Origin of the sequence: Halobacteriovorax sp., from assembly GCF_048381875.1 — a bacterium.
Lineage (GTDB): Bacteria > Bdellovibrionota > Bacteriovoracia > Bacteriovoracales > Bacteriovoracaceae > Halobacteriovorax_A > Halobacteriovorax_A vibrionivorans.
The window spans coordinates 276,034-297,307 of record NZ_JBLXBP010000003.1 but is presented as its reverse complement, the minus strand read 5'-3'; the positions used below and the strand labels follow the sequence as shown (position 1 = coordinate 297,307).

The following is a 21,274-nucleotide window of genomic DNA, read 5'->3' as shown; positions in this document are numbered from 1 at the left end:
ATATGGAACAGGATGTTGCAAAAGAAGCCCAGACAAATGAAGAGATGAATAGAGATACTTTAGGCTCTTATCTCAAAAAAGCCAGAGAAGAGAAGAAGCTAGGAATTGAAGCTGTCTCAAGTCATACACGTATTAATATCACAAACCTTTCTGCACTAGAAGCTGATGATGTTAATCGTCTACCAAATATTGCATACGTACGTGGCTTTGTTAAAACTCTTTCTAAGACTTATGATATCGACGAAAATAAGGCCATTAATCTTCTTGAAGAATTATATGGCCAATCATCAAGTAGTAGTAAACAACAATTAGAAGCAGAAGACTTTCCTCAAGCACAAGTTGAAAAGAAACAAGATTTAAAACCAAAGAGTTTTGAGTTCTCTGACTCATTAAAATATAAAGTTATTAGTCTCGTTGGTTTAATTTCAATTGGTATTTTTATCTATATCAATATCAATAAGAGTAAAGAGGTCGATTCTCAAGATACTTCAAAAGAAGTTGTCCTTAAAACTAAGGCAATTGAAACAACACAAGAGCCGCCTGTAGAAGAAACTCCTCAAGAAGAAACTCAAGTTGCTCAAGAAGAGACTGCGGCCGTTGAAGCTAATGTTGAAGAGAAAGAAGAAGTTGCTGCTATTGAAACAAAGGTCCCAGAAGAAGAAAAAACGACTGAGAAAAAAGAAGAAGCGCCAAAAGAAATAAACTTCTATAACTTACCTTCTCCTCTTTTTGGATTTAAAGAAATTTCAGATGAAGAAAGAAATGAGTTAATTCCTGAAAACATAAGAAACTCTTACGAAGACGATATGCAAAATGTCTTTTTGAGATCAACTTCAGGTGATTCTTGGGTTGTTTACAAAAAAGATGATGAGCCTATAAAAGCATTTACACTTAAAGAAGGTAGATATGTTTTTATAAAAGGCCAACGCGTGATTGTTAGACTTGGGAATATCAATGCTATGCACGTATTTTATAATAATGATCTACTTGGTATGACATCTCGTTCAGGTGTAAAAAGTTTAGTTTTTCCTGTAGAAATTGCAAAAGAATATAAGCTACCACTATTCATATTTAATAAAGACGGATCATTTCAAACATCTAAAGAATATATTGAAGCTCAAAAGAAGTCTGAAGAGTAATCTTCAGGCTTTTTCATTAACTCTCCTAAGAATTCCAATCTAGCTTTTTATAAAATCTCATTCCTATAAATGCTGTAATAATAGCAGGGGTGAATAGAATAAATGGTATGGCCACATCTGATTTTTTGGCCAATGAAATACCTGAAAAATATAGGCCATAGTAAAAAATCGTAATAAATAAGGCCATAGCACTAGTATTCTTAGTTGCACCACGCCCTTTCTTAACTCCAAAGACGAAACCTAATAGAGCAAAGACCACACATTGAATCGGAACAGTGAAGCGTCCCCAGTATTCAATATAGCCCTTTCTTAAATCACTTGAGAGATTATTACGAACTCTCTTATTCTCTGTCTTATTGCGCTTATTCTTTAGCTTACGAAGATGTCTTCTAAGTTCTGTTGAAGACATCATACTTGCTTTATTTACTGACTTAACCGAAAAGCTTGAAACAATTGGATATTCATATTTTTCAAATAGAATTTTTTCGACTTCATTACCATCTTTATCTAAGGTGACAATACTTCCATCATAGAAATCAAATTGAATATTCATCGACTGAGCAGCATCAGACTTTGGCTTATTTAAAATCCCTTTTTTTGCCATAATAAGCTTATCAACATCTTTATTAGAAGTGATTTTAAGAAAGACACCATCTAATATCTTCCCATCGTCTTGCACATCTTCAGCAAAGAGAATAACTCCTGGAATATCTGTAAAGAACTGCTCCTTCTTAATGTCTGTCAGAACACCCTTTGACCCAAGTTGACGAAACTCATTTCTAAAGATCTTCTTAGAGGTCGGTACTAAATTCGTATTTAATACGACAACGGAACAAGCTATGAGAATAGAGATAATAAAATAAGGAAAGAATATTCGATGCTTATTAATTCCCATCGATCTTAATGCAACAATCTCACTATCTTCACTTAATTTATTGAGTGTGTAGATCATGGCAAATAGAATCGATAAAGGAGTGGCCATTGGAATAAAACTCATAGAGATGTGGCCCAAGATCTCCATAAACTGCATTATACTTACGCCTTTCTTAGTTACAACTCTCATAAATCTAAATAGTTGGGTTGTTAAAAGGAAGGCCACAAAGAATGTTAGACTCATTGCAAAAGGGACAATAAAGTTTGACGCAAGATATCTTTGAAATATCTTATTTGGAATTAGGTCTTTAATGCGAGCAAACTGATTCATGAACACCCTTGCCGACTATTGTCATTCTTTGTCTTTTTGTATACTTACTGTTAGTTTATACCCTCTTAATTCACTTTGAAACCCCTTTAAGGAGCAAATATGAAATTCACTTTGAATTTAAACACTAAAGAAGTTTCAAGTGCTGATTGTTATGTTATCGGTGCTTACTCAAAAACAGAAACTAAAGGTAAAAAAGATGTATCAACTGTTGTTCTAACAGGTTGGCCAAAAGAGCTAAAAGCGACTTTTGAATCAATGAATAGTTCAGCTGATTACACAGGATCAAAAGGTTCAACTTATTCATTCAACCATTATGGAAGTGATGTTCTAGTTGTTGGCCTTGGTGACAAAACAAAAGTTACAACAGAAGACATTAGAAAAGAATTAGCAAAAGCATACAAAGCAGTTTCAAAATATAAAAAGGTAGCTGTTGCATTTGATACTTTCACTTTTAAATCTAAAAAAGAAGAATCTCTAGCAATTCTTGTTGAAGCATTTGAGATGACTGCTTATAAATTTGATAAGTATCTTTCAAAGTCAGAGTCTGCAAAATTAGAAGAAGTAATTCTTGATTCAGCAGATAAGGGAACTAAGAAAAAAGCTTTCCAAAAAGCAATCAAAGATGCTCAGCATGTAGCTGAATCAGTTAACGTTGCACGTGACTTTGTAAACGAGCCACCAAATGTTCTTCGCTCTACAGCTTATGCAAAAATGGTTCAAAAAGATGTAAAAGATATCCCAGGTGTAAAATGTAAAATCATGGGTAGAAAAGAACTACAAAAAGAGAATATGAACTTATTCCTTTCAGTAAATGATGGTTCTGCTTACGATGCTCAACTTGTACACCTAACTTACACTCCATCAAAAGCTACTAAAAACACGAAGCATATCGCTTTCGTTGGTAAAGGACTTGTTTTTGATACTGGAGGATATTCACTTAAGCCAGGTGGATCAATGATGAATATGAAGTTTGACATGGCCGGTTCTGCAACAGTATTTGCTGCATTCAGAGCTGCTGCACTGATGAAGCTTCCAGTAAAAATCACTTGTATCCTTGGTATGACTGATAATGCTGTAAACTCAAAAGCAACGATGCCAGATGCAATTGTAAAAGCAAGAAATGGTAAAACAGTTGAAATTCTAAATACAGATGCTGAAGGACGTTTAGTTATGGCAGACTGTCTAGACTATGCATGTGACCTTAAGCCAGATGCACTAATTGATGCTGCAACTCTTACAGGTGCTTGTCTAGTTGCTCTTGGAACAGAAGTTTGTGGTCTAATGTCTAACGATGACAAGTTAGCAAATAATCTTCTAAAAGCATCTAAGTCAGCTGATGAATATATGTGGCAACTTCCAATTATCCCAGAATGGCAAAAAGATATGAAAGGAACAATTTCAGATCTTAAAAATATTGGTGGATCACGTTTTGGTGGAACTGCAAAAGCAGCAGCTTTTCTTCAAGAGTTCATTAAGAACGATGTAGCTTGGGCACACCTTGATATCGCAGGTGTTGGTGATTCTCAATCTCACCTACCATACTGTCCATCTAAAGGTGCATCTGGTGTAATCGTAAGATCACTAGTTGAATTCCTAAAGCAGAACTAAGAATTTAAAGTGAGTAAAGACGCAATTTTTAATATTGTTCTATACGCGCCTGATATTCCCGGTAATACCGGGAGTATTGGGCGTACTTGTATTGCCCTTGGAGCAAGACTTGTTCTCATCAAGCCTTATGGGTTTGAACTAACAGAAAAAGCAGTAAGACGAGCAGGGCTTGATTATTGGAAATATGTTGAAGTTGCAGAATACGAAAATTGGGATGAGTTCTACGAGAGTGAATCTCCTAAAGATGAAGAGCTCTTCTTTTACACAAAAACCGCAAAAGAAAATCACTTCTATGGACGTGGTTATACTAAAGGGTGTTATCTTGTTTTTGGTTCTGAAACAAAGGGATTACCAAAGCATATCTTTGAAACTTTCCCCAATCGCCTATTTTGTCTTCCGATGTTTTCAGAACATGTAAGATCTTTAAACCTCTCAAACGTTGCTACGGCCGTAGCCTACGAGGCCCTAAGAGTTATTTCCTACTAAAAAGAAAATCCCGCATCAACAACAAACTTAAATAAGTCAATTTCATTTGATGTACCAGAGATATTAATATCTCCGCTAATTAACTTTTCAAACCCTAAAGTAATATCAAGTCCTTCTTCACGATAACCAAAGTCTAAGTTTACAAAGCTATTAGTCACTTCAGAATCATTCAATTCTGTCTTATTCAGTTGAAGTTCTTCTTACTTCCAATATCTGAATCATTTTCTGAGTTTCGATAACCTGTCCCAAAGGAGAACATATCAACTGGTCTAAAACCTAATAATAAAGTTGCTTCCCGACGATATCCCACTTCAGTAAAAATTGGTTCTGTTTTACCGAAACTAGCATTTTCACTATAACTAAACTCTGCATTGTAGATACGATTTCCAAAAGTAGATGCCGATAATAAAGTCGCAATAAAAACAAAATAAGCCTTCATAAAACCTCTTATGCTTTATTTTAGGCTCTTTTTTTACGATTAATTTTTAATATTTCCTTTTTAATTTCTTTAAGCTCTTTACCAAAATTTACTATTTCGTTATCAACGAGCTCTCCCTTTGCTACTTTATAAAGAGTACTGTTTATGAGCGTTTGATAAGGAATACCTTGACGGTCTGCTTCTTTTTGAAAGTAGTTTAGAACTTCTTGCTCTAATCTTAAGTTAATCCGAGCAGCTTTTGTTTTCTTTGCAATTTCTTTAAAGTCTCTATGATCTGAAGCCTTCTTGAAATCACCTGCTGCAAAATTGTCTGCAATGGTTTTTTCTTTTTTAGATAATTTTTTATTCATCTCTCTCTCCATCAATAAACTTTTTAAAACGTCTATCTGGAATTATCGTCTTAAGAAATATTTCAGTTTCTGTTTCAACAAAGGGTACGATACATGGATAATTATTAATTACAACGAGAAGAACTTTTTGATTTTTGAAGTTTCCACTTGGATTACTAAATACCCCATAGAACTTATCATTTTCTATAGAATCCAAAACATCTTCAAACGAAAGACCACGCTCATTTTGTAACTTCAAATTCTTTGTATCGTTCCAATTGAACAGCTTACCTGTGTACATTGTACACCACTCCTTGTTGCATAACAACACCCGTTGATATGCAACAAGAAGAAATATTGTCAGACCCTTAAGCTGCTGAAATTATTGAAACAAGTAATAAGAAAAAGTATATTTTAAAAATATTAGAATAAATAAGCGATATTCAATCCAAAACCTAGGCCATCGTAATCGACTTCGTTTTTCTCACTGATAAAAATATAATCCACGGCCAAGGTCGCATCTAGTTTAGCATTGCGATAACCAAAGTCACTTCCTAATTTAACTAAAGATGTATCCTCTGAAACACCTGGAGCATTGCTTGATGCATAAGAAAGTCCAGGAGTGATATAGAAGTTATTTAAGACTAAGAATTCTCCATCAATATCAAACTCTAAAGACGTAAAGTTGTTTCCATCTGTCGTGCCACCATCATCTTTATAATAGTTTCCAAAACCAAATTTAAAACTTCCATCAATTTCAACACTTCCAACAAGTTTTGTCATATTACTAAAGACAGAAAAACGCTTTCCTCTCGTTAGATCATCTGAGCCTTCTGTCATTAGCTGAACTCCAGCTTCAACGACATCATTCTTTTCTCTTTGTCCCATTCCGGCCGTTAAAATAAAGTATCCACCTTCAAGTGTTTTATCATCAACTTCACGATAAGCAACGGAACCGCCAAAGAGGACTCCATCAAAAGTAAGAGTTCCACCAGCTTCTAGCTTTTGCGCATCAACACCTGCATCGAATTCATCTTGAGTATATCCAAGTCCTAATGTCATCATCTTATTAACTCGGTAACCAGTTAGAAGAGAAGCGATATGAGCACTAGAGTTCTGATCATCAATTTCTGTCTGGGAAAACTTCGTTTCTAATTGAGCAGAAAAACCTTTTGCACTAAATGCACCAAATGCTCCTGGTGTCGATATATCGTATTCAATAGAGCTATCGTCATCTTGTTTAAACATTGAAAGATCGTAAGTTGCCCCTGCAAAGTTTCGTGCTTCTCCAGAAACTGCAAGAACAGAAGTATTTAAAGTCTTTCCGTCACGAGATATCTCCGGCAAGAAGAAGTTAGCATTGGCATTAATTAAAGGTAACGATAAGGCAGCAATTATAAGTATCTTTTTCAACTTTCCCCCAAAAAATAAGGGGAGACTTTTGTCTCCCCTATCTATCTTCAATAATACATATTTTTCTTCAATTAGAAAACGTAACCTACATTAATTCCCCAACCAAGGCCATCAACATCATCTCCGCCAATATCTCCGCTTACAACATACTCTAATCCAAAAGTAGCATCGAGTCCTTGAGAGTTCCTAAAGCCAACACTACCAAGTACACTTACTAGGTCTGTATCATCATCAGAATCAGGGTAGTCAACTGAAGTATAGTTAACACCTGGAGTAATATAAAATTCTTTGTTTAGAAGATATTCAGCATCAAATTCAATTTCAATACTGCTATAATCATTATCACCAGTTGCTTCATCTAAGTAATCGCCAAAAGTATAATTAAATGATCCATCAAATTCCCAGGCGCCAGAAATTTTAGTGGCATTACCAAAGATACCAAGACGAGCACCAGTGTTTAAATCACCGCTTCCTTCCATTTGATAAGTAATACCTGTTTCCCAAGACATATCTTTTGTTGCCGAACCAAAAGCACCTGTTAAAAGAATAAAGTCACCTTCTGCTGAACCAAGCTCATATGTATGACGTGCGATCGTTCCACCAAGAACAGTTCCTTCAACAAGTAACGTTCCTCCAAAACTAATACCAGTGTCATCAACACCATTTAATAGCTCACTAGTTTCAAGCCCTACACCTAGTGTTAATCTTTCATTCACTTTAAATCCGGCTAGGATACTAATGTCTTTAAAATCTTCATCTGCTGAACCTACATCCCAATTTGCATTATCGTAGCCAATTTCCATTGTGAATGACTCTGCTGAAAATCCACCATAGACAGATGTTGTAGTAATATCGATTTCATTATTAAAATCATCTTCAAGATTAACTGTAGATAACTGCCCTGCAATGAAGTTACGAGAGGACTGAGATACTGCCATTAAGGATTCATTTCTAGTTTTTCCATCTCTAGAAATCTCTGGCATTAAAATATTAGCGTAAGCTGATAGTGATAGTGCTGCAATTACAGCAAGTTTGAAAACTCTCTTCAAAACTTTCTCCTTAAGTTAACTCAATTAAAATAATAGTTAAATTATACGTAAAGTTTTAAAGAAAACAAATGAATCAGAAAAAATAAGCAGCATTAATTTTCCACTGAATGCCATCACGCCTGTCGTTATCAGAAATTACATAATCCAAGCCTGCTGTTGCATCAATTTGGTTAGCTCTGTAACCAAAGTCACCTGACACCCCTAGGTAGTCATCATCGTTATTTCCGACTTCCCTATAATTAAAGAAAACTCCTGGAGTAACATAGAACTCTTTATGTACGAGGAATTCTGCATCAAGATTAAGATCGATCTCTGTGAATTCATCTCTTGTTTTAAACTCAACATCCCCATCTAGCTCAACATTATTTACTACTCTTGTAGCTCCAGCAAATAGTCCGAGAAGATCATCGTCGTTATCATTAAGATCATATCGAATCCCAGCTTCCCAACTTAAGCTCTTTTCATCCTGCCCAAGTCCTGCTGTAAGTGTGTAGTTATCATCAGCATTATCTCTAATATTTGCAGTGATTGAGCCTGCAATAATTAAATTATTTGAAATAGTTGATAGCCCAACTTCAATAGAAGGATCATCCACAAAGTCTGTTGCAGCGACACCGAGGGCCAACGCCATATTACTAGCAAATCGATAACCGGCCTTCACATCGTAGCGATCGTCATCTAATAAATCATCGTCAAAGTCTACATCTGCTTGAAAAGAAAATTGATCAACAAAGGCCCCTCCAAATAACTGAATATTCTCACCTTGATAATCACCATCATGAATTTCACCACCAACATAATTTCTCTTTTCAAAAGCTACTGCAAGTGCCGATCGATTAAGGGTTTTTCCGTCACGAGAAATCTCAGGAACAATAGTATTTGCAAATGTTGATGTATAGAACAAAACAATCAATAAAGGCCATAACTTTTTCACTTTGTACTCCTTAGATGAACTACTTTTCATTATATACAAATGATTCGGACTAAAAAGTTAAATTATTCTTTAGAGATATTATGGATACATACAAATAAGAAAGGGAGACCTAAGTCTCCCTTGCCATATATTCAAAATTTAAAAGATTAAATTAGAATAGGTAAGCTACGTTGATATTCCATGCCATATCGTCGTAGTCAGTTCCATTTTGCTCACCTGAAACTGTATAATCGATACCAAAGTTAGCATCAAACTTATTAGCTCTATAACCAAAGTCACCTGAAAGAGCGATTTGATCTTGCTCAAAAGTACCAGCTTCCACATCTCTGTACGATAGACCTGGAGTGATGTAGAACATCTTCCCTACTAGGAATTCAGCATCAAATCTTAGAGAAAGATCTGTGTAATCGTTATTTGCTGTACCTGTAGCAGTGTCATCACCAGTTGTGTATGAAATATCACCATCTAATTCGATGTTGTTAACAACTTTTGTCATACCTGCGAAAAGTCCAATTCTTGAACCTCTATCCATACCATCAGCTGGCTCATCAGCTTCTAGATCATAAGTAAGACCTGCTTCCCATGACATATTGTTAGCGTTTGAACCAACACCTAGAGTAAGAACATTGTAAGAACCATCAGTTCCTGCATTGTCTTCTTCAGAGTTAATTGCAAATGAAGCACCAAGAACTAGATCACCCATGTTGTATGAACCAGCGATTTCAATCTTAGACTCTTCAGAATCAGAAGCATTATCAACTGAAGCCATAGTATAACCAAGACCAAGAGCAAATTGCTTATTGATTCTATAACCTGCAGTTACACCGTATGAATCAAAGTCAACATCATCTTCGTCACCCATGTTAAAGTCTGCTTCAACAGTAATCATTTTGTTTGACCAACCACCATAAACATTCATGTTAGTTGTTTCTTCTTCAGTTGAACCAGTTGTATCTAATTCAAATGTTTCCATTCCGTATTCACCAGCAACGAAAGTTCTCATTTGTTGAGAAGTAGCGATAGCTGAATCATTTTTAGTTTTTCCATCTCTTGAGATTTCTGGAACGATTGTGTTTGCGAATGCTGCAGAAGAAAGTACTGCCATTGCAATAATACCTGTCATTTTTTTCAAAACTTACTCCTTGTTTTGTTTTTATTCTAACTAGTAATCTAGTTCGTTTGAAAAATTAATTTATTAAATTATACCGTTTTTGTTTTTCTGTGCAATTTTTTTTTGCTTTTTTTATAAAGGCCGTGGTTTTTTCACCCACGGCCTTCTTAATCATTTGTTTAAATTACAAATTAAAAGCTATACTTCATTGCAACTCTTGAATTAGTGTCTCCACCATTCATACCTGCATAGATATCAAAATCTACAGCTTTGTAAGTTAAAGTAGCACCAAGTGCAACTGTTGTAGTGTTATTAAAAGATGCATCACCATCTCCACCACCATTATAATTTTGGATTACTCCCCAAACTAATTCGTTAAGAGCATTAGGTGCACCAGCGTAAGCAACTAGGCTATCTGAATCTGCATTAGAGTAAATTGATTGTGAAACAGAACCTCTGATTGTTAACCATTCATTTGCTTTAGCTTCAGCACCAATAACAACTGGAAGATTCATTGTTGTTAAGCTTGCATCTACAGCACCTTCAGTTAGTTCAACATCGATCATTTGGAATGCAGTTCTAATGAAAACCATTCCACCATCAATTTTGTACTCTTTACCAACACCTAGATCTAGACGAGATAAATCACCTTCTCCATCAGCTCCAGCTCTTGATTGATCCCACTGAAACATCTTGTATGAAGCATACGTCTTAAGATCTTGATTGAATGTATAAGAACCACCAACTTGTACACCAAGTTTACCTTCAAACTTGTTTCCAGTTGCTTTATTTTCTGCTTCAGACATTAATGAAATATTTGCATATCCATCCCAGTTGTCTTTATTTACACCAAGCTTGATTGCCATTGCATCATCTTCATGTTTTTCACTTCCTGCACCAGAAAGAATTGAAACATCTCTTTCAGATGAAGCATAAACAAATGAAGCACCCCAGTTAACACCAGCTTCACCACCAAGAAAGAATTCAACTTGATTGTCTGAAGTTGCTAAGTAACTTCCAGTTGGTGCAGATACGTCAGAAGCAAGAATTCTTAAAGAAGAAGAAATATTTGATTCGTTACCAACGTAAACACCATAAGTAAGTTTACCAATCTTCTTAAAGAAACCACCCATAGCTTTTGGGTCACTATCTGTATCTAAAGTTGTTGTTCCTGTACCAACACCTTCTTCACCGTACTCTAGAACAACCATGTCGCCGTAGTTGTTTACAAATGAAGCGTTAGTGAAAATGTAACGATCATCCATTGTGTAGTAGTTGTCTTCAACTTCGTCACCAAGTGCAAGTAGTCTTGCCTTAGTTGCGTAAGCGCTAGTACTTAGTAGTGCAAGTGTAGCTGCTCCTAAAAATACCTTTTTCATATTCCTCTCCTTGAGTGAGTAAAAAAATCCGTGTGTCGTCTTTATATGAAGAGACACTGATAAAAAATGTTAGTTATTAAATTTTCAAGGCAGTTGAGATGAATGTCAACACCCCGAAATTGCATAAGAATTAGCATTTACGGGGTGTTTATAGGTTGTTTTTATTTTATTTTTGATTGCACTGCAAGGCCTCTTGCGAGGAATTTTGACGACATCCAGGAATCTACGAATGTTTCATTTTTCACTGCTGACTGCCTAAGAGGAGCGTTAAAACTAAAGAAAATTAAATGATCTTCATTTAAAGACTCCTGTGTAATCTTTGAATCGTCAATTTCTGGACTATAAGAATAGTCACGAAGTATGACGCGCTCTTTTGACTTATTTACGTCAAAAGCGTCGAAATTTTTGGCCAAGTTTTTTTTCAGAAGATTGATTTTTTTAGAAATATCTTCTTCTGTACTCTCTTCTTTATCAATAAAAGTCACAAATTTAGCTGTTTGAGCATATCCTTCGCTTTCTGTTTCTCCAATCTCACCAATGAAATGTCCCCATTCATGTGTAAATGAAAGTGGAAAAAAGTATGTCTTTTCATCATCAGTAATCTTCTCTTCAAGATCGAGGTGAACATATAGAGAACAAGGTGTTTTAGTACTTTCGCAAAACTCGATAAACTCGGTAGAAAGTGTTTTCTTATCCTTGAATAAGTCTAAGAAAATGGCAGGAGACTCTCCCCAATAAAGGTTCTCACATTCAATAATTAAACCGTTCGTTAAGTACACTTTCCAATGGGCCTGATCGATTAACTCCTCAGGAGTTGTACGATAGATTTCTTTAATTCTTAAGCTATAACTATTTTCGCGAATACGATCTAAAAGCCCTTCACTATTAAGTGATGGAAGAAGATCAGTTGGGCGAACTTTTATATGTTCATCAATATAACTTTCTTCTCCCCATAAAAGAGGCATTGGCTTTGTACGTGAACCAAAATCATGAAACTTAGAGTCCTTATAAAAGCATGAGCTCAATGGATTAGCTTCTTCAATAATCCCAAGGTCACGCAGGACTGAAATATTATTTTCTCCTCTAACAAGTGACGGTCCCATCACTTTAAAATTATCTTCAGTAACTTCTTCTTCAGTTAATAATTTCACTGAAGTTGAGTCCTTTTTATAGAGATGGTCAAAGAGATCCATTGCAAAAATATCATTACCAACAATGAGATTTTTAATGAATACCTTTTCTTCGTTTTTAACTTCGACTTTTTTAAGCTTTAAAATATCGCTATAGGCCATAGTTTGAATTTCCTCGTGTATACGTGTGTTGTGTTCGTGAGGAATACAATAGCTTATTTTTTTTAGAATTAAAATAGCGAAACCACGCATTAGAGCGTGGTTTCAATATGTTTTACTATTTTTTTCTTACATTTTTTGAAATTAGCGAATCACTAGGCGGTCACCTGCACGAATTTGTCTCTTCTTAATGATTTTTAGGTTAGAGACAATTAGTGTATCTAGGCTAACTCCCGTTTTACGAGAAACAGACCAGAGAGAATCTCCTCTTTTCACAGTGTAGAATTGTGATGGATTACTGATCTTTTTCCCACGTCTCTTAGCGACACGGATACGGTTACGATATTTTCTTTTACGAATGACAGACTTACGAGGTTTATCATATAGGTCCGCATACATATTATCTTTCTTACTCTGTCCAATTCTAAATGGAAGAGTCACATAAGTTCCTCTTGGAACACGAGAGCGGTGAGACTTGTAATTATCATTTAGCCAAGTAAGAACCTTCTTATCTTTGATTTTAAACTTTCTTGCTACATCATCAAGACGAGTTTTACGACCTCTTACACGATATTTTTGAAAGACTTCTTGGGAAGCAATATACTCTTCTTTTTTAGCTGAACAACAAGCTGCCCACGTCTCTCTTTTTCCTACAGGAACTCGAAGCGTATATGTTTCATGCGTTGGTGGTGTAAACCATCTTTGAATTTCTGGATTTAAATAATGAAGATCATCAAATTCAACATTTAAATCTTTTGCAATTTTAAATAAATCCGCTCCGCCAGGAACTTGAATTTCTTGAAAATCAAGAGGCTCATGCCAATCGATTTCTTCAAAGCCAAATGACTTTAAGTTTTTACCAATAATGGCCAATGCCATAATTTTTGGAACATAATTCTTTGTCTCAGGCTTTAGGTATCGACCTCTTCTGATCTTCCAAAAGTTTTTTGTTCGGTATCTTCTTATCGCTCTTCCCATCTTACCTTCACCTGCATTATAAGATGCAGCGGCAAGCTCCCAAGAACCAAATTGCTTATATAATTTTTTTAAGTATTTTGATGCTGCGATTGAAGACTTAATTGGGTCTCTTCTTTCATCAACATACCAATTTACCTCAAGGCCATAACGACGACCTGTATATGGCATGAACTGCCATGGGCCAACTGCTTTTGCCCAAGACTTTGCTTTTGTTTGAAATCCTGATTCGGCCATTGCTAAAAAGATTAAGTCCTGTGGAAGTCCATTGTCTTTTAGAACTTTAGAGAGGATCGGCGCATATCTTCCGGCCCTTCCTGAATATCTTTGAAAGAAGCCTCGTCCTCTTCCTGTGAAATATTTAATCCACTTCTTAACAGCGGCATTATAAACAACAGGAATATCAAAATAATTATTTTCAAGATTTAAGTGCTCAGCACCATATAAGAAATAAGTTTTGATTTCGTGACTTGCAGGGTGCTCAATAACAGCAGAACCAACAATTTGATCACTAGAAAACTCTGCACCATGTTTTGCAGTTCGAGCAATGATCTTTTCTTCAGAGAAATCAGCACCATCGAGATTCTCATCTTCAGTACTAAATGACTCCGTAATCTCTTTTGGACTTGGAACGTCTTTTTCTGTACTGATGCACGAAAAAAGTAGTTGGCCTAGAACCAGTAACAACAATCCGTTTTTTCTCATTGATCTTCCTTATATGTGTTCAATTCTCTCTTTACGAAAAAGGGCCCCAAAAATGGGGCCCTAATATTTTTTCAAATTGTGGTGTCTGAGTCAACGAGGAAAAGATTTTTTCGAGTTAAGAGCTCTACTAAAATCAATAACTTATATTTTACCTATGAGTTTTTCCTAAGCATCGAGTCAACAACTACTGTCCCCATAGCATCGCCAAAAACGTTCACAGCTGTCCTGAACATGTCCAGTACTCTATCTACTGCTAAAATAAGCCCAATCCCCTCAATAGGCAGTCCTACGGCCGATAGAACGATCGACATCGTAATAAGTCCTGCGCCAGGAATCGCAGCTGCACCAATTGCGGCCAGAGATGCAGTCATAAAGATAATTATTTGATGAGTTATCCCTAATTCAATACCATAGGCCTGTGCAATGAAGATTGCCGCAACTGACTCATATAGCGCAGTTCCGTCCATATTTATTGTCGCTCCTAGTGGTAACACGAACTTAGCAGTGTCTTTATCGACCCCTAAGTTTTCCTCAACATTCATCATTGTAATCGGTAAAGTAGCCGCTGACGATGCAGTTGAAAAGGCCGTAATAATTGCTGGACCAATTCCCTTTAAGACTTCTAAAGGTGACATCTTTCCACGGATACTTCCGACAATAAGTAGAAAGATTCCATGGCATAGAAGACCTAGAATAACTGTAAGCATATACTTTGATAGTGAGACAATCGCACTTGTTCCAGACTTTGCAAGTACTCCAGTCATTAGAACAAAGATACCGTAAGGAGCTAATTTCATTACTCCCATTGTAAGTTTATTTGCAAGCTCTTCTAATGCACCTACAAATTTAACAAAAGGCTCACTCTTTTTAGGAATAAATAAAGCTGTCATTCCCATTAGGATTGAAAAGACAATTACTTGTAGAATATTACCTTCAGCAAATGCACCAAATGGATTTGTCGGAATTGCACCTAAGAGAACTTCTTTTATAGAAGCAAAAAGTGAAGCCCAACCTCCAGAATTTCCTGCAACCTTTGATTGCATCGCTTCTGATAATCCTTGAACACCTGCTGAGCCTAAGTCTGCTCCGATTCCAGGGTTGATAATATTAACAAAAATGATCCCAAATAATACGGCGATACAAGTTGTGAAGAAATAATAAGCAACGGCCCTTACTCCCATTCTTCCAAGAGACTCCGGAGTCCCAAGGTGATACATGGCCATAAAGATAGAAGAGAAAACTAATGGGACAATAACCATTTTTAGTAGGCCAATAAAGGCATCACCAATTGGAGCAATATATTGAACATAAGCTCCTTTCCCAAAATAATGTAGCACTAGCCCTAGAACTAGACCTAAAACCATCGCAATACCGATCTTCTGCGCTTCCTTCTTTGCTGCTGGTTGCATTAAATTCCCCTTTTAAATATAAAAATCTAAATCGTTTAAAATAACGTATGTTCAAAAAAACTCTAAAAAAATTATTAACTAGTTCATATATTCTCTTATCATTTTGCATATTTATCAATACGGCAAAAGCGAAGGTTGAAGAACCAAATTATAATTTTACCTTTGATAAATTTAAGCCGTTTCATCCCGGACAAAAACTATCGGATATTCAAAAAGAATATAAGGCCATAAGACTTATCAATAATGGCAAAGTCGTAAAAACTTATGAAATACAAATTAGACATCAGAACTATTTCTTTCCTGTTTTTGTTCACATAAAAAACTCGGATAATACTGTCTTAGACTTCTATGCTCGACTACCAAATTACTTTCTTCACAATACATTTCATCAGTCATTAATTAACCGTTTTGGAAAGCAAGACCAATTTCTTAATCGCGATGGAACCTCTGTTTATATTTGGAAAGACGAGGAAAATAAAAGAGTAACCTATTCAGGAGCTTGTACCATAACATGCTTTCCAATCTATATTCATATGATTAGAAAAGATGAATCTGAAAATCCAAATAATTTTCTAACCCAATTACTTAAGGCTAACTCAACTCCTGGGAAAGATCCGAAATAGCAAATTTATAGCTGTGAAAATTCTTAGCTATAGTGGCCACAACTTGGCGAATTGCTAGCGGCATCCCATTGGCACCAAAGTAAGATGAATGTATGGCCAAGAAGGCCTGTGCATCTTCAAATCTCATTCTAGCTGGTGATGATTTATGAAGAGGGTCGATTTTGATAAATACTTCAGAGTTTTTAAGGCTTACACTTTCTCTCTTAGAAAATAAGGTTCTGTTTCTTACATCAATAAATACAACTTCACCCTTTACTTCATTCATGCGTCCAAGAACGATTCCTTCCTTAAGTTTTCTTCCCCAGAACCCAGCAATCCCCATTGGGGCAAGGGCCCAAGATAAGTAGCGGTTAATTACGACTCGACACTCATATTCTTTATTTGTGTGACCAAATTCAGGGAATGTTCCCATTAGCCATTCATTTGATGCGAGTGAGAGAACAATCATCGCCATATTCTTATATCGATAAACATTATATCCAGGTTTTTGGACAATACTTTCCATTCCATACTTATCATCTTGGAAGTTTGAACGAATTTGTGAGGCAACCATTGGAGTGGCCTCATCTATCGTTAAGACCTTCGCCATTTGACTCGTTGCTATAGTCTGCTGTGCAGACTCCCCTTCTTTTTCACTTAATTCCGTAAAGTTCATTACCTGTAAGAAGCCTACAACCTCCGGATCAAACTCAGCGACCCTCAATCTGATATAAATAGGAAGCGATTGCTCCTTAGCAAATTGATAATACGTGTATTTTTCATTACTTACAGATTGCATCTGATACCTCCGTCATCCTAACTTTTCGGCTATTGAAATATCTTTATGAGCAAATGACTCACTATGACAGGAGCTAGGCAAAAAATCCTCAAAAAGCTGCGTGTAATTGCGTCTAAATGCTTGACAACAGGCCCAATTTTTCATAAAAATCCTAGTTTCATAGAGTTAATATTTTCAGTCCGAGGGATAGAAAGTGTTGGAGAAAACCTCTGGCCCCCAAAGATTGCCTTTTATAGGAGAATTTATGTACGGAGTAGTAGAAATTCAAGGTCACCAGTACAGAGTAGAAGCTGGTATGACTATTGACGTTCAGAAGTTAGATCAAGAAGCTGGATCAACTGTAGAATTTGATAAGGTTCTATTTGTTGGTGGTGAGTCTGCAAAAGTTGGTGCTCCAACTGTTGCTGGTGCAAAAGTTGTTGCTGAAGTTGTTAGACATGATCGTTCAAGAAAAGTTATCGTTTTCAAAAGAAAGCCTGGTAAGTACCAGAAGAAGAACGGACACAGACAACACTTTACAACTTTAAAAATCAAAGAAGTTAAAGCTTAATCAATTATTAATTTTAGGAGTTAGATATGGCACACAAAAAAGCCGGTGGTTCAACAAGTAACGGTCGTGATTCAAACCCGAATATGTACGGTGTTAAGAAGTTTGGTGGTGAAGCTGTTGTTCCAGGAAACATCATTGTAAGACAAGCAGGATCTAAATTCCATGCTGGTAAAAACGTTAAAGTAGGAAAGGACTATACTCTTTTTGCAACAAAAGAAGGTAAAGTTCAATTCGGTTTCTACAACAAGAAGAAGCAAATTGTTTCTGTTGTTGAAGCATAAGAATTATTAGATCTTACACTATTAATTAGTTGTAAATATGAAAGGGAGCCTATACATAGTGCTCCCTTTTTTTATATAAACGCTCTATAAAGAGTGAGAAATTATGAAGTTTATTGACGAAGTAAAAATAACAGTAATCTCCGGAAACGGTGGTAACGGATGCGTAAGCTTCCGCCGTGAGAAGTATATCCCATTTGGAGGCCCAGATGGTGGTGACGGTGGAGATGGAGGAAGTGTCTTCTTCGAAGCAGATGAAGGGATGAATACTCTCGTCAACTTTCGTGGAAAGAAAATCTATCGTGCTGAACATGGTCAGCAAGGTGGTGGCCGCCAGATGTGTGGCCCTTTTGGAGACGACCTCACAATCAAAGTACCAGTTGGTACCATTGTTCGCTTACAAGAAAATGGTCAGGTCATTGCAGACTTAACTGATCACGGTATGCGAATCAAAGTAGCAGAAGGTGGCCGTGGTGGACTTGGTAACCTACACTTCAAAAGTGCAACAAACCAAGCTCCAAGAAAAGCAACGGCCGGAAAAGAAGGGCAAGAACTTGATGTTGAATTAGAACTTAGACTTCTAGCAGATATCGCATTGGTAGGTTTACCAAATGCTGGTAAATCAACATTAATATCTTCAATTTCAGCGGCAAAACCAAAAGTCGCCGACTACCCTTTTACAACTTTAGAGCCAAACCTAGGTGTTGTTACCCTAGGTGAAGAAGACTCTTTTGTTGTTGCTGATATCCCCGGCCTTATTGAAGATGCTTCTGAGGGAAAGGGACTTGGAATTAAATTCTTAAAACATATAGAAAGAACAAAGTCACTTGTTCATCTTGTTGATGTTTCTTGGTGTCTCGATGAATACGAGGCCTTTGAGCAATATGTAATTATTCGCCAAGAACTTGGTAGATATAACGAAGACCTTTTAAATAAGAAAGAAATCGTTTGCTTAACAAAAATTGATGCAATGACAGATGAAGAGATCAAAAAGTTTCAAGTCTTTTTTGAAGAGCAAATTGATCGCAAGTGCTTACCAATTTCTTCTGTTTCAGGATTAAATATTGATATATTAAAATCACTAATGCTTAAAACGATAAAGGACGAATAAATGTCACAAAACGAGTTTATTAATAAAAATGTTGATGAAATTGCAGATAATAAGGAATTAGAATTTCCATTAAATATTGCAATGGCAAGTGCATGGATTCTAGGAAACTTCAAAGGTATTAACCTTAAAGTTCTTGATATGAGAAAGACAACATCTCTTGCTGATTACTTTGTTCTTGCTTCTGCAACGAACTCTGCAATGGCAAATGCGATGTCTGATGAGATTGGTAAGCAAATGAAGCGCAAGGGGCAAACAATTGTCTCCAAAGAAGGTCTTCACCAGTCAACAGATTGGATTCTTATCGATGCTGGAGATATCATTGTTCACATCTTTGATGAATCATCTCGTGAAGCTTACGATATCGACAATCTATGGTCTGTTCCTTCAGTTGATATTCCAAACGAATATTATTATTCAGATGAAGCTGAATCAACTTCAGGTGATGAAAAAGGTTATTTCTAAACCTTCAAGTTATGAAAGACTTTCATCTCATCGTCATTGGGAAGTTAAAGGATAAGAATCTCATCGCCCTTGAGAACGATTATCACAAACGAATTAACTTCCCAAAACTTCACATCCATGAATGCAAGGGCCACAAAGAAAATATTGATCTCGAATTAAAAGAACTCTTAAATAAAGTTGAATCCATTAAGGCCAAACATGGAAAGCAGCATATTGTTGCACTTACTGAACATGGAAAAACCTTAACAAGTGATAAACTTAGCCAATATGTTTATGAAACGATGGAAAATAAACAGTGTGGAATTTGTTTTCTAATTGGTGGAGCAGCTGGCTTTCCTAGAGAGTTTTTAAAAACTGTTGATTTCCAACTATCACTCTCCCCTATGACATTTCCACATAAGATCGCTCGACTTGTTTTTGTTGAACAACTCTATCGTGCTCAAACAATTAAACAAGATCATCCTTATCATAAAAATTAAATCTTAGTTTGAAACACCAATTGCTTTTTTAATGCGACGTAGATTCTCTTGAGCAATAGGACGTATCTTAGCAGCACCATCAGCTAAAATTTTATCAATCTGAGACTTATCTGCCATTAATGCATCATACTTCTCACGCATTGGTTTTAGCTCACGATTAACAACCTCAAAGAGTTCAAGCTTGGCATAACCCCAGCCAATTCCTTCTTGGTATCTTTTTGCAAGTGCATCTTGCTCTTCTTTTGTTGCAAAGAACTTATAGATATCAAAGATTAGAGAGTCATCTGGATTCTTTGGAGCTTCTGGAGGAGTCGAATCAGTTGTGATCTTATTAATCATTTTCTTAAGCTTCTTCTCTGGAATGAAACATGGAATATGATTATTATAAGACTTACTCATCTTACGTCCATCAAGGCCAGGTAGTAACTTATTCTCTTCTTTGCTAACAATTGCTTCAGGAAGAGTTAGAATTTCACCATATTTATGATTAAAGCTTGAAGCGATATCACGTGCGATTTCAATATGCTGAAGTTGATCTTCACCAACAGGAACATACTTAGTATTCATGAAAAGAATGTCAGCGGCCATTAATACAGGATAAGAAAATAGTCCCATATTAATTCCATAATCCTCATCGCGTTTTTCTTCTGCGTTCCTATCCTTCTTTGCCTTGTAAGCATGTGCTCGATTCATTAATCCTTTCGATGCAAAACAAGAGATAATCCAGTTGAGTTCAGTAATCTCTGGAATATCACTTTGCTTGTAAAGAACGGCCTTATCTGGATCAAGGCCAGCTGCTAACCAAGTAGCGGCAACTTCATAAATGTCATTTCGAAGCTGCTCACCATCGTGAACTGTAATAAGAGAATGGTAGTCAGCAATAAAGAAGTATCCTTCCATATCAGAGTTTTTCACATTTTCTATTGCTGGTTTAATAGCACCAATGAAGTTACCTAGGTGTGGCATTCCCGTTGGCTTTACACCAGTCAAACAAATCTTCTCATTACTCATTCTCAAGCCTATTGATAAAAGTTCACAGTCATTTATAGCTAATTATTAGACAAAAAAAAAGGGCCTTAGGCCCTTTCTTATATTCAGAAATTTTTTATTCTTAATTATCGTATTTAACAACAGATGATGATTCCATCAATTCTGTTAATGCTTCAATAGCAAATTCTAAGGCCTGATCGCCATAAGGGATAGAAGAGTCTTGGTGACAAAAACGAGATTGCTTAACAAGTGAAGCACACAAGCGCATTGTTTCGGCCGTTCCATCAAAGAAGTCGGCTTCGTCTTCCGTTGTAATAATATGTGCCATTAGCATATTGATTGTTTTGATAGCTCGAAGTTGCGCTGGAGTAAGCTCTGTTGTATCGATATCAATAGTTAGCTTACTGTGGTTTTGCATTTCCATTGTTAATCTCCAAAAAATTTATTTTTTCACATCCCTCATACATAGTTCATATCGGTAGCAACTCAAGGAATTTTAGTAATTTATGTCTGACAATTTTAATTTGACATAAG

25 protein-coding genes are annotated in these 21,274 nt (G+C 36.1%); 9 read left to right on the top strand and 16 right to left on the bottom strand.

Features of this window, described 5'->3' with window-relative positions; genetic code table 11:
* Window positions 1-2: 2 nt before the first annotated feature.
* On the top strand, window positions 3-1,139 hold the full coding sequence (locus ACN5L8_RS09900) for a helix-turn-helix domain-containing protein (protein ID WP_419172938.1): 1,137 nt from the start codon (window positions 3-5) through the stop codon (window positions 1,137-1,139).
* 25 nt (window positions 1,140-1,164) lie between these two features.
* On the opposite strand, the gene ACN5L8_RS09895 is transcribed toward ACN5L8_RS09900, so the two are convergent.
* The gene (locus tag ACN5L8_RS09895) at window positions 1,165-2,343 is read right to left on the bottom strand and encodes an LptF/LptG family permease (protein WP_114705614.1); all 1,179 of its coding nucleotides are present in this window, start codon (window positions 2,341-2,343) and stop codon (window positions 1,165-1,167) included.
* 99 nt (window positions 2,344-2,442) lie between these two features.
* On the opposite strand from ACN5L8_RS09895, the gene ACN5L8_RS09890 reads away from it, so the two are divergent.
* Window positions 2,443-3,951 carry a leucyl aminopeptidase gene (locus ACN5L8_RS09890; protein WP_419172937.1) on the top strand — a complete coding sequence of 503 codons (1,509 nt, stop codon included), beginning with the start codon at window positions 2,443-2,445 and terminating at the stop codon, window positions 3,949-3,951.
* Between the two features lie 9 nt (window positions 3,952-3,960).
* Complete coding sequence (locus ACN5L8_RS09885) at window positions 3,961-4,437, top strand: tRNA (cytidine(34)-2'-O)-methyltransferase (protein ID WP_419172936.1); 477 nt, start codon at window positions 3,961-3,963, stop codon at window positions 4,435-4,437.
* Here the strand turns inward: ACN5L8_RS09885 and ACN5L8_RS09880 are convergent.
* From ACN5L8_RS09880 to ACN5L8_RS09825, 12 genes are all read right to left on the bottom strand, one after another.
* On the bottom strand, window positions 4,434-4,610 hold the full coding sequence (locus ACN5L8_RS09880) for a hypothetical protein (protein ID WP_419172935.1): 177 nt from the start codon (window positions 4,608-4,610) through the stop codon (window positions 4,434-4,436). The genes ACN5L8_RS09885 and ACN5L8_RS09880 overlap by 4 nt on opposite strands.
* An 11-nt stretch (window positions 4,611-4,621) precedes the next feature.
* On the bottom strand, window positions 4,622-4,876 hold the full coding sequence (locus ACN5L8_RS09875; protein WP_419172934.1) for a hypothetical protein: 255 nt from the start codon (window positions 4,874-4,876) through the stop codon (window positions 4,622-4,624).
* 20 nt (window positions 4,877-4,896) lie between these two features.
* Window positions 4,897-5,226, bottom strand: a complete 330-nt coding sequence (locus tag ACN5L8_RS09870) for a CopG family antitoxin (protein ID WP_158536754.1) — start codon at window positions 5,224-5,226, stop codon at window positions 4,897-4,899.
* Window positions 5,219-5,506, bottom strand: coding sequence for a toxin (locus tag ACN5L8_RS09865; protein WP_419172933.1), 288 nt, complete (start codon window positions 5,504-5,506; stop codon window positions 5,219-5,221). Before ACN5L8_RS09865 ends, ACN5L8_RS09870 begins: the two co-directional genes overlap by 8 nt.
* A gap of 122 nt (window positions 5,507-5,628) precedes the next feature.
* Complete coding sequence (locus ACN5L8_RS09860; protein WP_419172932.1) at window positions 5,629-6,618, bottom strand: hypothetical protein; 990 nt, start codon at window positions 6,616-6,618, stop codon at window positions 5,629-5,631.
* Window positions 6,619-6,689: 71 nt separating this feature from the next.
* A complete protein-coding gene (locus ACN5L8_RS09855; RefSeq protein WP_419172931.1) occupies window positions 6,690-7,667 on the bottom strand; it encodes a hypothetical protein in 978 nt (325 codons plus the stop codon).
* 73 nt (window positions 7,668-7,740) lie between these two features.
* On the bottom strand, window positions 7,741-8,601 hold the full coding sequence (locus ACN5L8_RS09850) for a hypothetical protein (protein ID WP_419172930.1): 861 nt from the start codon (window positions 8,599-8,601) through the stop codon (window positions 7,741-7,743).
* A gap of 151 nt (window positions 8,602-8,752) precedes the next feature.
* Window positions 8,753-9,733, bottom strand: a complete 981-nt coding sequence (locus tag ACN5L8_RS09845; RefSeq protein ID WP_419172929.1) for a hypothetical protein — start codon at window positions 9,731-9,733, stop codon at window positions 8,753-8,755.
* Between the two features lie 170 nt (window positions 9,734-9,903).
* Entirely contained in the window at window positions 9,904-11,091 is a 1,188-nt protein-coding gene (locus tag ACN5L8_RS09840; RefSeq protein WP_419172928.1) for a hypothetical protein, read from the bottom strand.
* Between the two features lie 161 nt (window positions 11,092-11,252).
* Window positions 11,253-12,383, bottom strand: coding sequence for a hypothetical protein (locus ACN5L8_RS09835; protein WP_419172927.1), 1,131 nt, complete (start codon window positions 12,381-12,383; stop codon window positions 11,253-11,255).
* Window positions 12,384-12,524: 141 nt separating this feature from the next.
* Entirely contained in the window at window positions 12,525-14,060 is a 1,536-nt protein-coding gene (locus tag ACN5L8_RS09830) for a lytic transglycosylase domain-containing protein (RefSeq protein ID WP_114705625.1), read from the bottom strand.
* 152 nt (window positions 14,061-14,212) lie between these two features.
* Window positions 14,213-15,469, bottom strand: coding sequence for a dicarboxylate/amino acid:cation symporter (locus ACN5L8_RS09825; protein ID WP_114705626.1), 1,257 nt, complete (start codon window positions 15,467-15,469; stop codon window positions 14,213-14,215).
* A 47-nt stretch (window positions 15,470-15,516) separates the two neighbouring features.
* Here ACN5L8_RS09825 and ACN5L8_RS09820 point away from each other — a divergent pair, with 47 nt between their 5' ends.
* Window positions 15,517-16,092 carry a hypothetical protein gene (locus tag ACN5L8_RS09820; RefSeq protein WP_419172926.1) on the top strand — a complete coding sequence of 192 codons (576 nt, stop codon included), beginning with the start codon at window positions 15,517-15,519 and terminating at the stop codon, window positions 16,090-16,092.
* On the opposite strand, the gene ACN5L8_RS09815 is transcribed toward ACN5L8_RS09820, so the two are convergent.
* Entirely contained in the window at window positions 16,061-16,870 is an 810-nt protein-coding gene (locus ACN5L8_RS09815; RefSeq protein WP_334677999.1) for a hypothetical protein, read from the bottom strand. The genes ACN5L8_RS09820 and ACN5L8_RS09815 overlap by 32 nt on opposite strands.
* 244 nt (window positions 16,871-17,114) lie before the next feature.
* Here ACN5L8_RS09815 and rplU point away from each other — a divergent pair, with 244 nt between their 5' ends.
* The 5 genes from rplU to ACN5L8_RS09790 all read left to right on the top strand — a co-directional run bounded on the left by rplU (window position 17,115) and on the right by ACN5L8_RS09790 (window position 19,750).
* Window positions 17,115-17,420: a 50S ribosomal protein L21 gene (gene rplU / locus ACN5L8_RS09810; protein WP_419172925.1), complete on the top strand. Its 306-nt coding sequence runs from the start codon at window positions 17,115-17,117 to the stop codon at window positions 17,418-17,420.
* 26 nt (window positions 17,421-17,446) lie between these two features.
* Entirely contained in the window at window positions 17,447-17,701 is a 255-nt protein-coding gene (gene rpmA / locus ACN5L8_RS09805) for a 50S ribosomal protein L27 (protein WP_114705630.1), read from the top strand.
* A 103-nt stretch (window positions 17,702-17,804) separates the two neighbouring features.
* Window positions 17,805-18,809, top strand: a complete 1,005-nt coding sequence (gene obgE / locus ACN5L8_RS09800) for a GTPase ObgE (protein WP_114705631.1) — start codon at window positions 17,805-17,807, stop codon at window positions 18,807-18,809.
* Window positions 18,810-19,271 (top strand): ribosome silencing factor, encoded by a 462-nt coding sequence (gene rsfS / locus ACN5L8_RS09795; protein WP_114705632.1) that lies wholly within the window; start codon window positions 18,810-18,812, stop codon window positions 19,269-19,271.
* An 11-nt stretch (window positions 19,272-19,282) separates the two neighbouring features.
* Window positions 19,283-19,750: a 23S rRNA (pseudouridine(1915)-N(3))-methyltransferase RlmH gene (locus tag ACN5L8_RS09790; RefSeq protein ID WP_114705633.1), complete on the top strand. Its 468-nt coding sequence runs from the start codon at window positions 19,283-19,285 to the stop codon at window positions 19,748-19,750.
* Window positions 19,751-19,753: 3 nt separating this feature from the next.
* Here ACN5L8_RS09790 and ACN5L8_RS09785 read toward each other — a convergent pair whose 3' ends face one another.
* Together ACN5L8_RS09785 and ACN5L8_RS09780 are read right to left on the bottom strand one after the other, a co-directional pair.
* Window positions 19,754-20,761 (bottom strand): tryptophan--tRNA ligase, encoded by a 1,008-nt coding sequence (locus tag ACN5L8_RS09785; RefSeq protein WP_419172924.1) that lies wholly within the window; start codon window positions 20,759-20,761, stop codon window positions 19,754-19,756.
* A gap of 100 nt (window positions 20,762-20,861) precedes the next feature.
* On the bottom strand, window positions 20,862-21,164 hold the full coding sequence (locus ACN5L8_RS09780) for a hypothetical protein (RefSeq protein ID WP_114705635.1): 303 nt from the start codon (window positions 21,162-21,164) through the stop codon (window positions 20,862-20,864).
* Window positions 21,165-21,274: the final 110 nt, after the last annotated feature.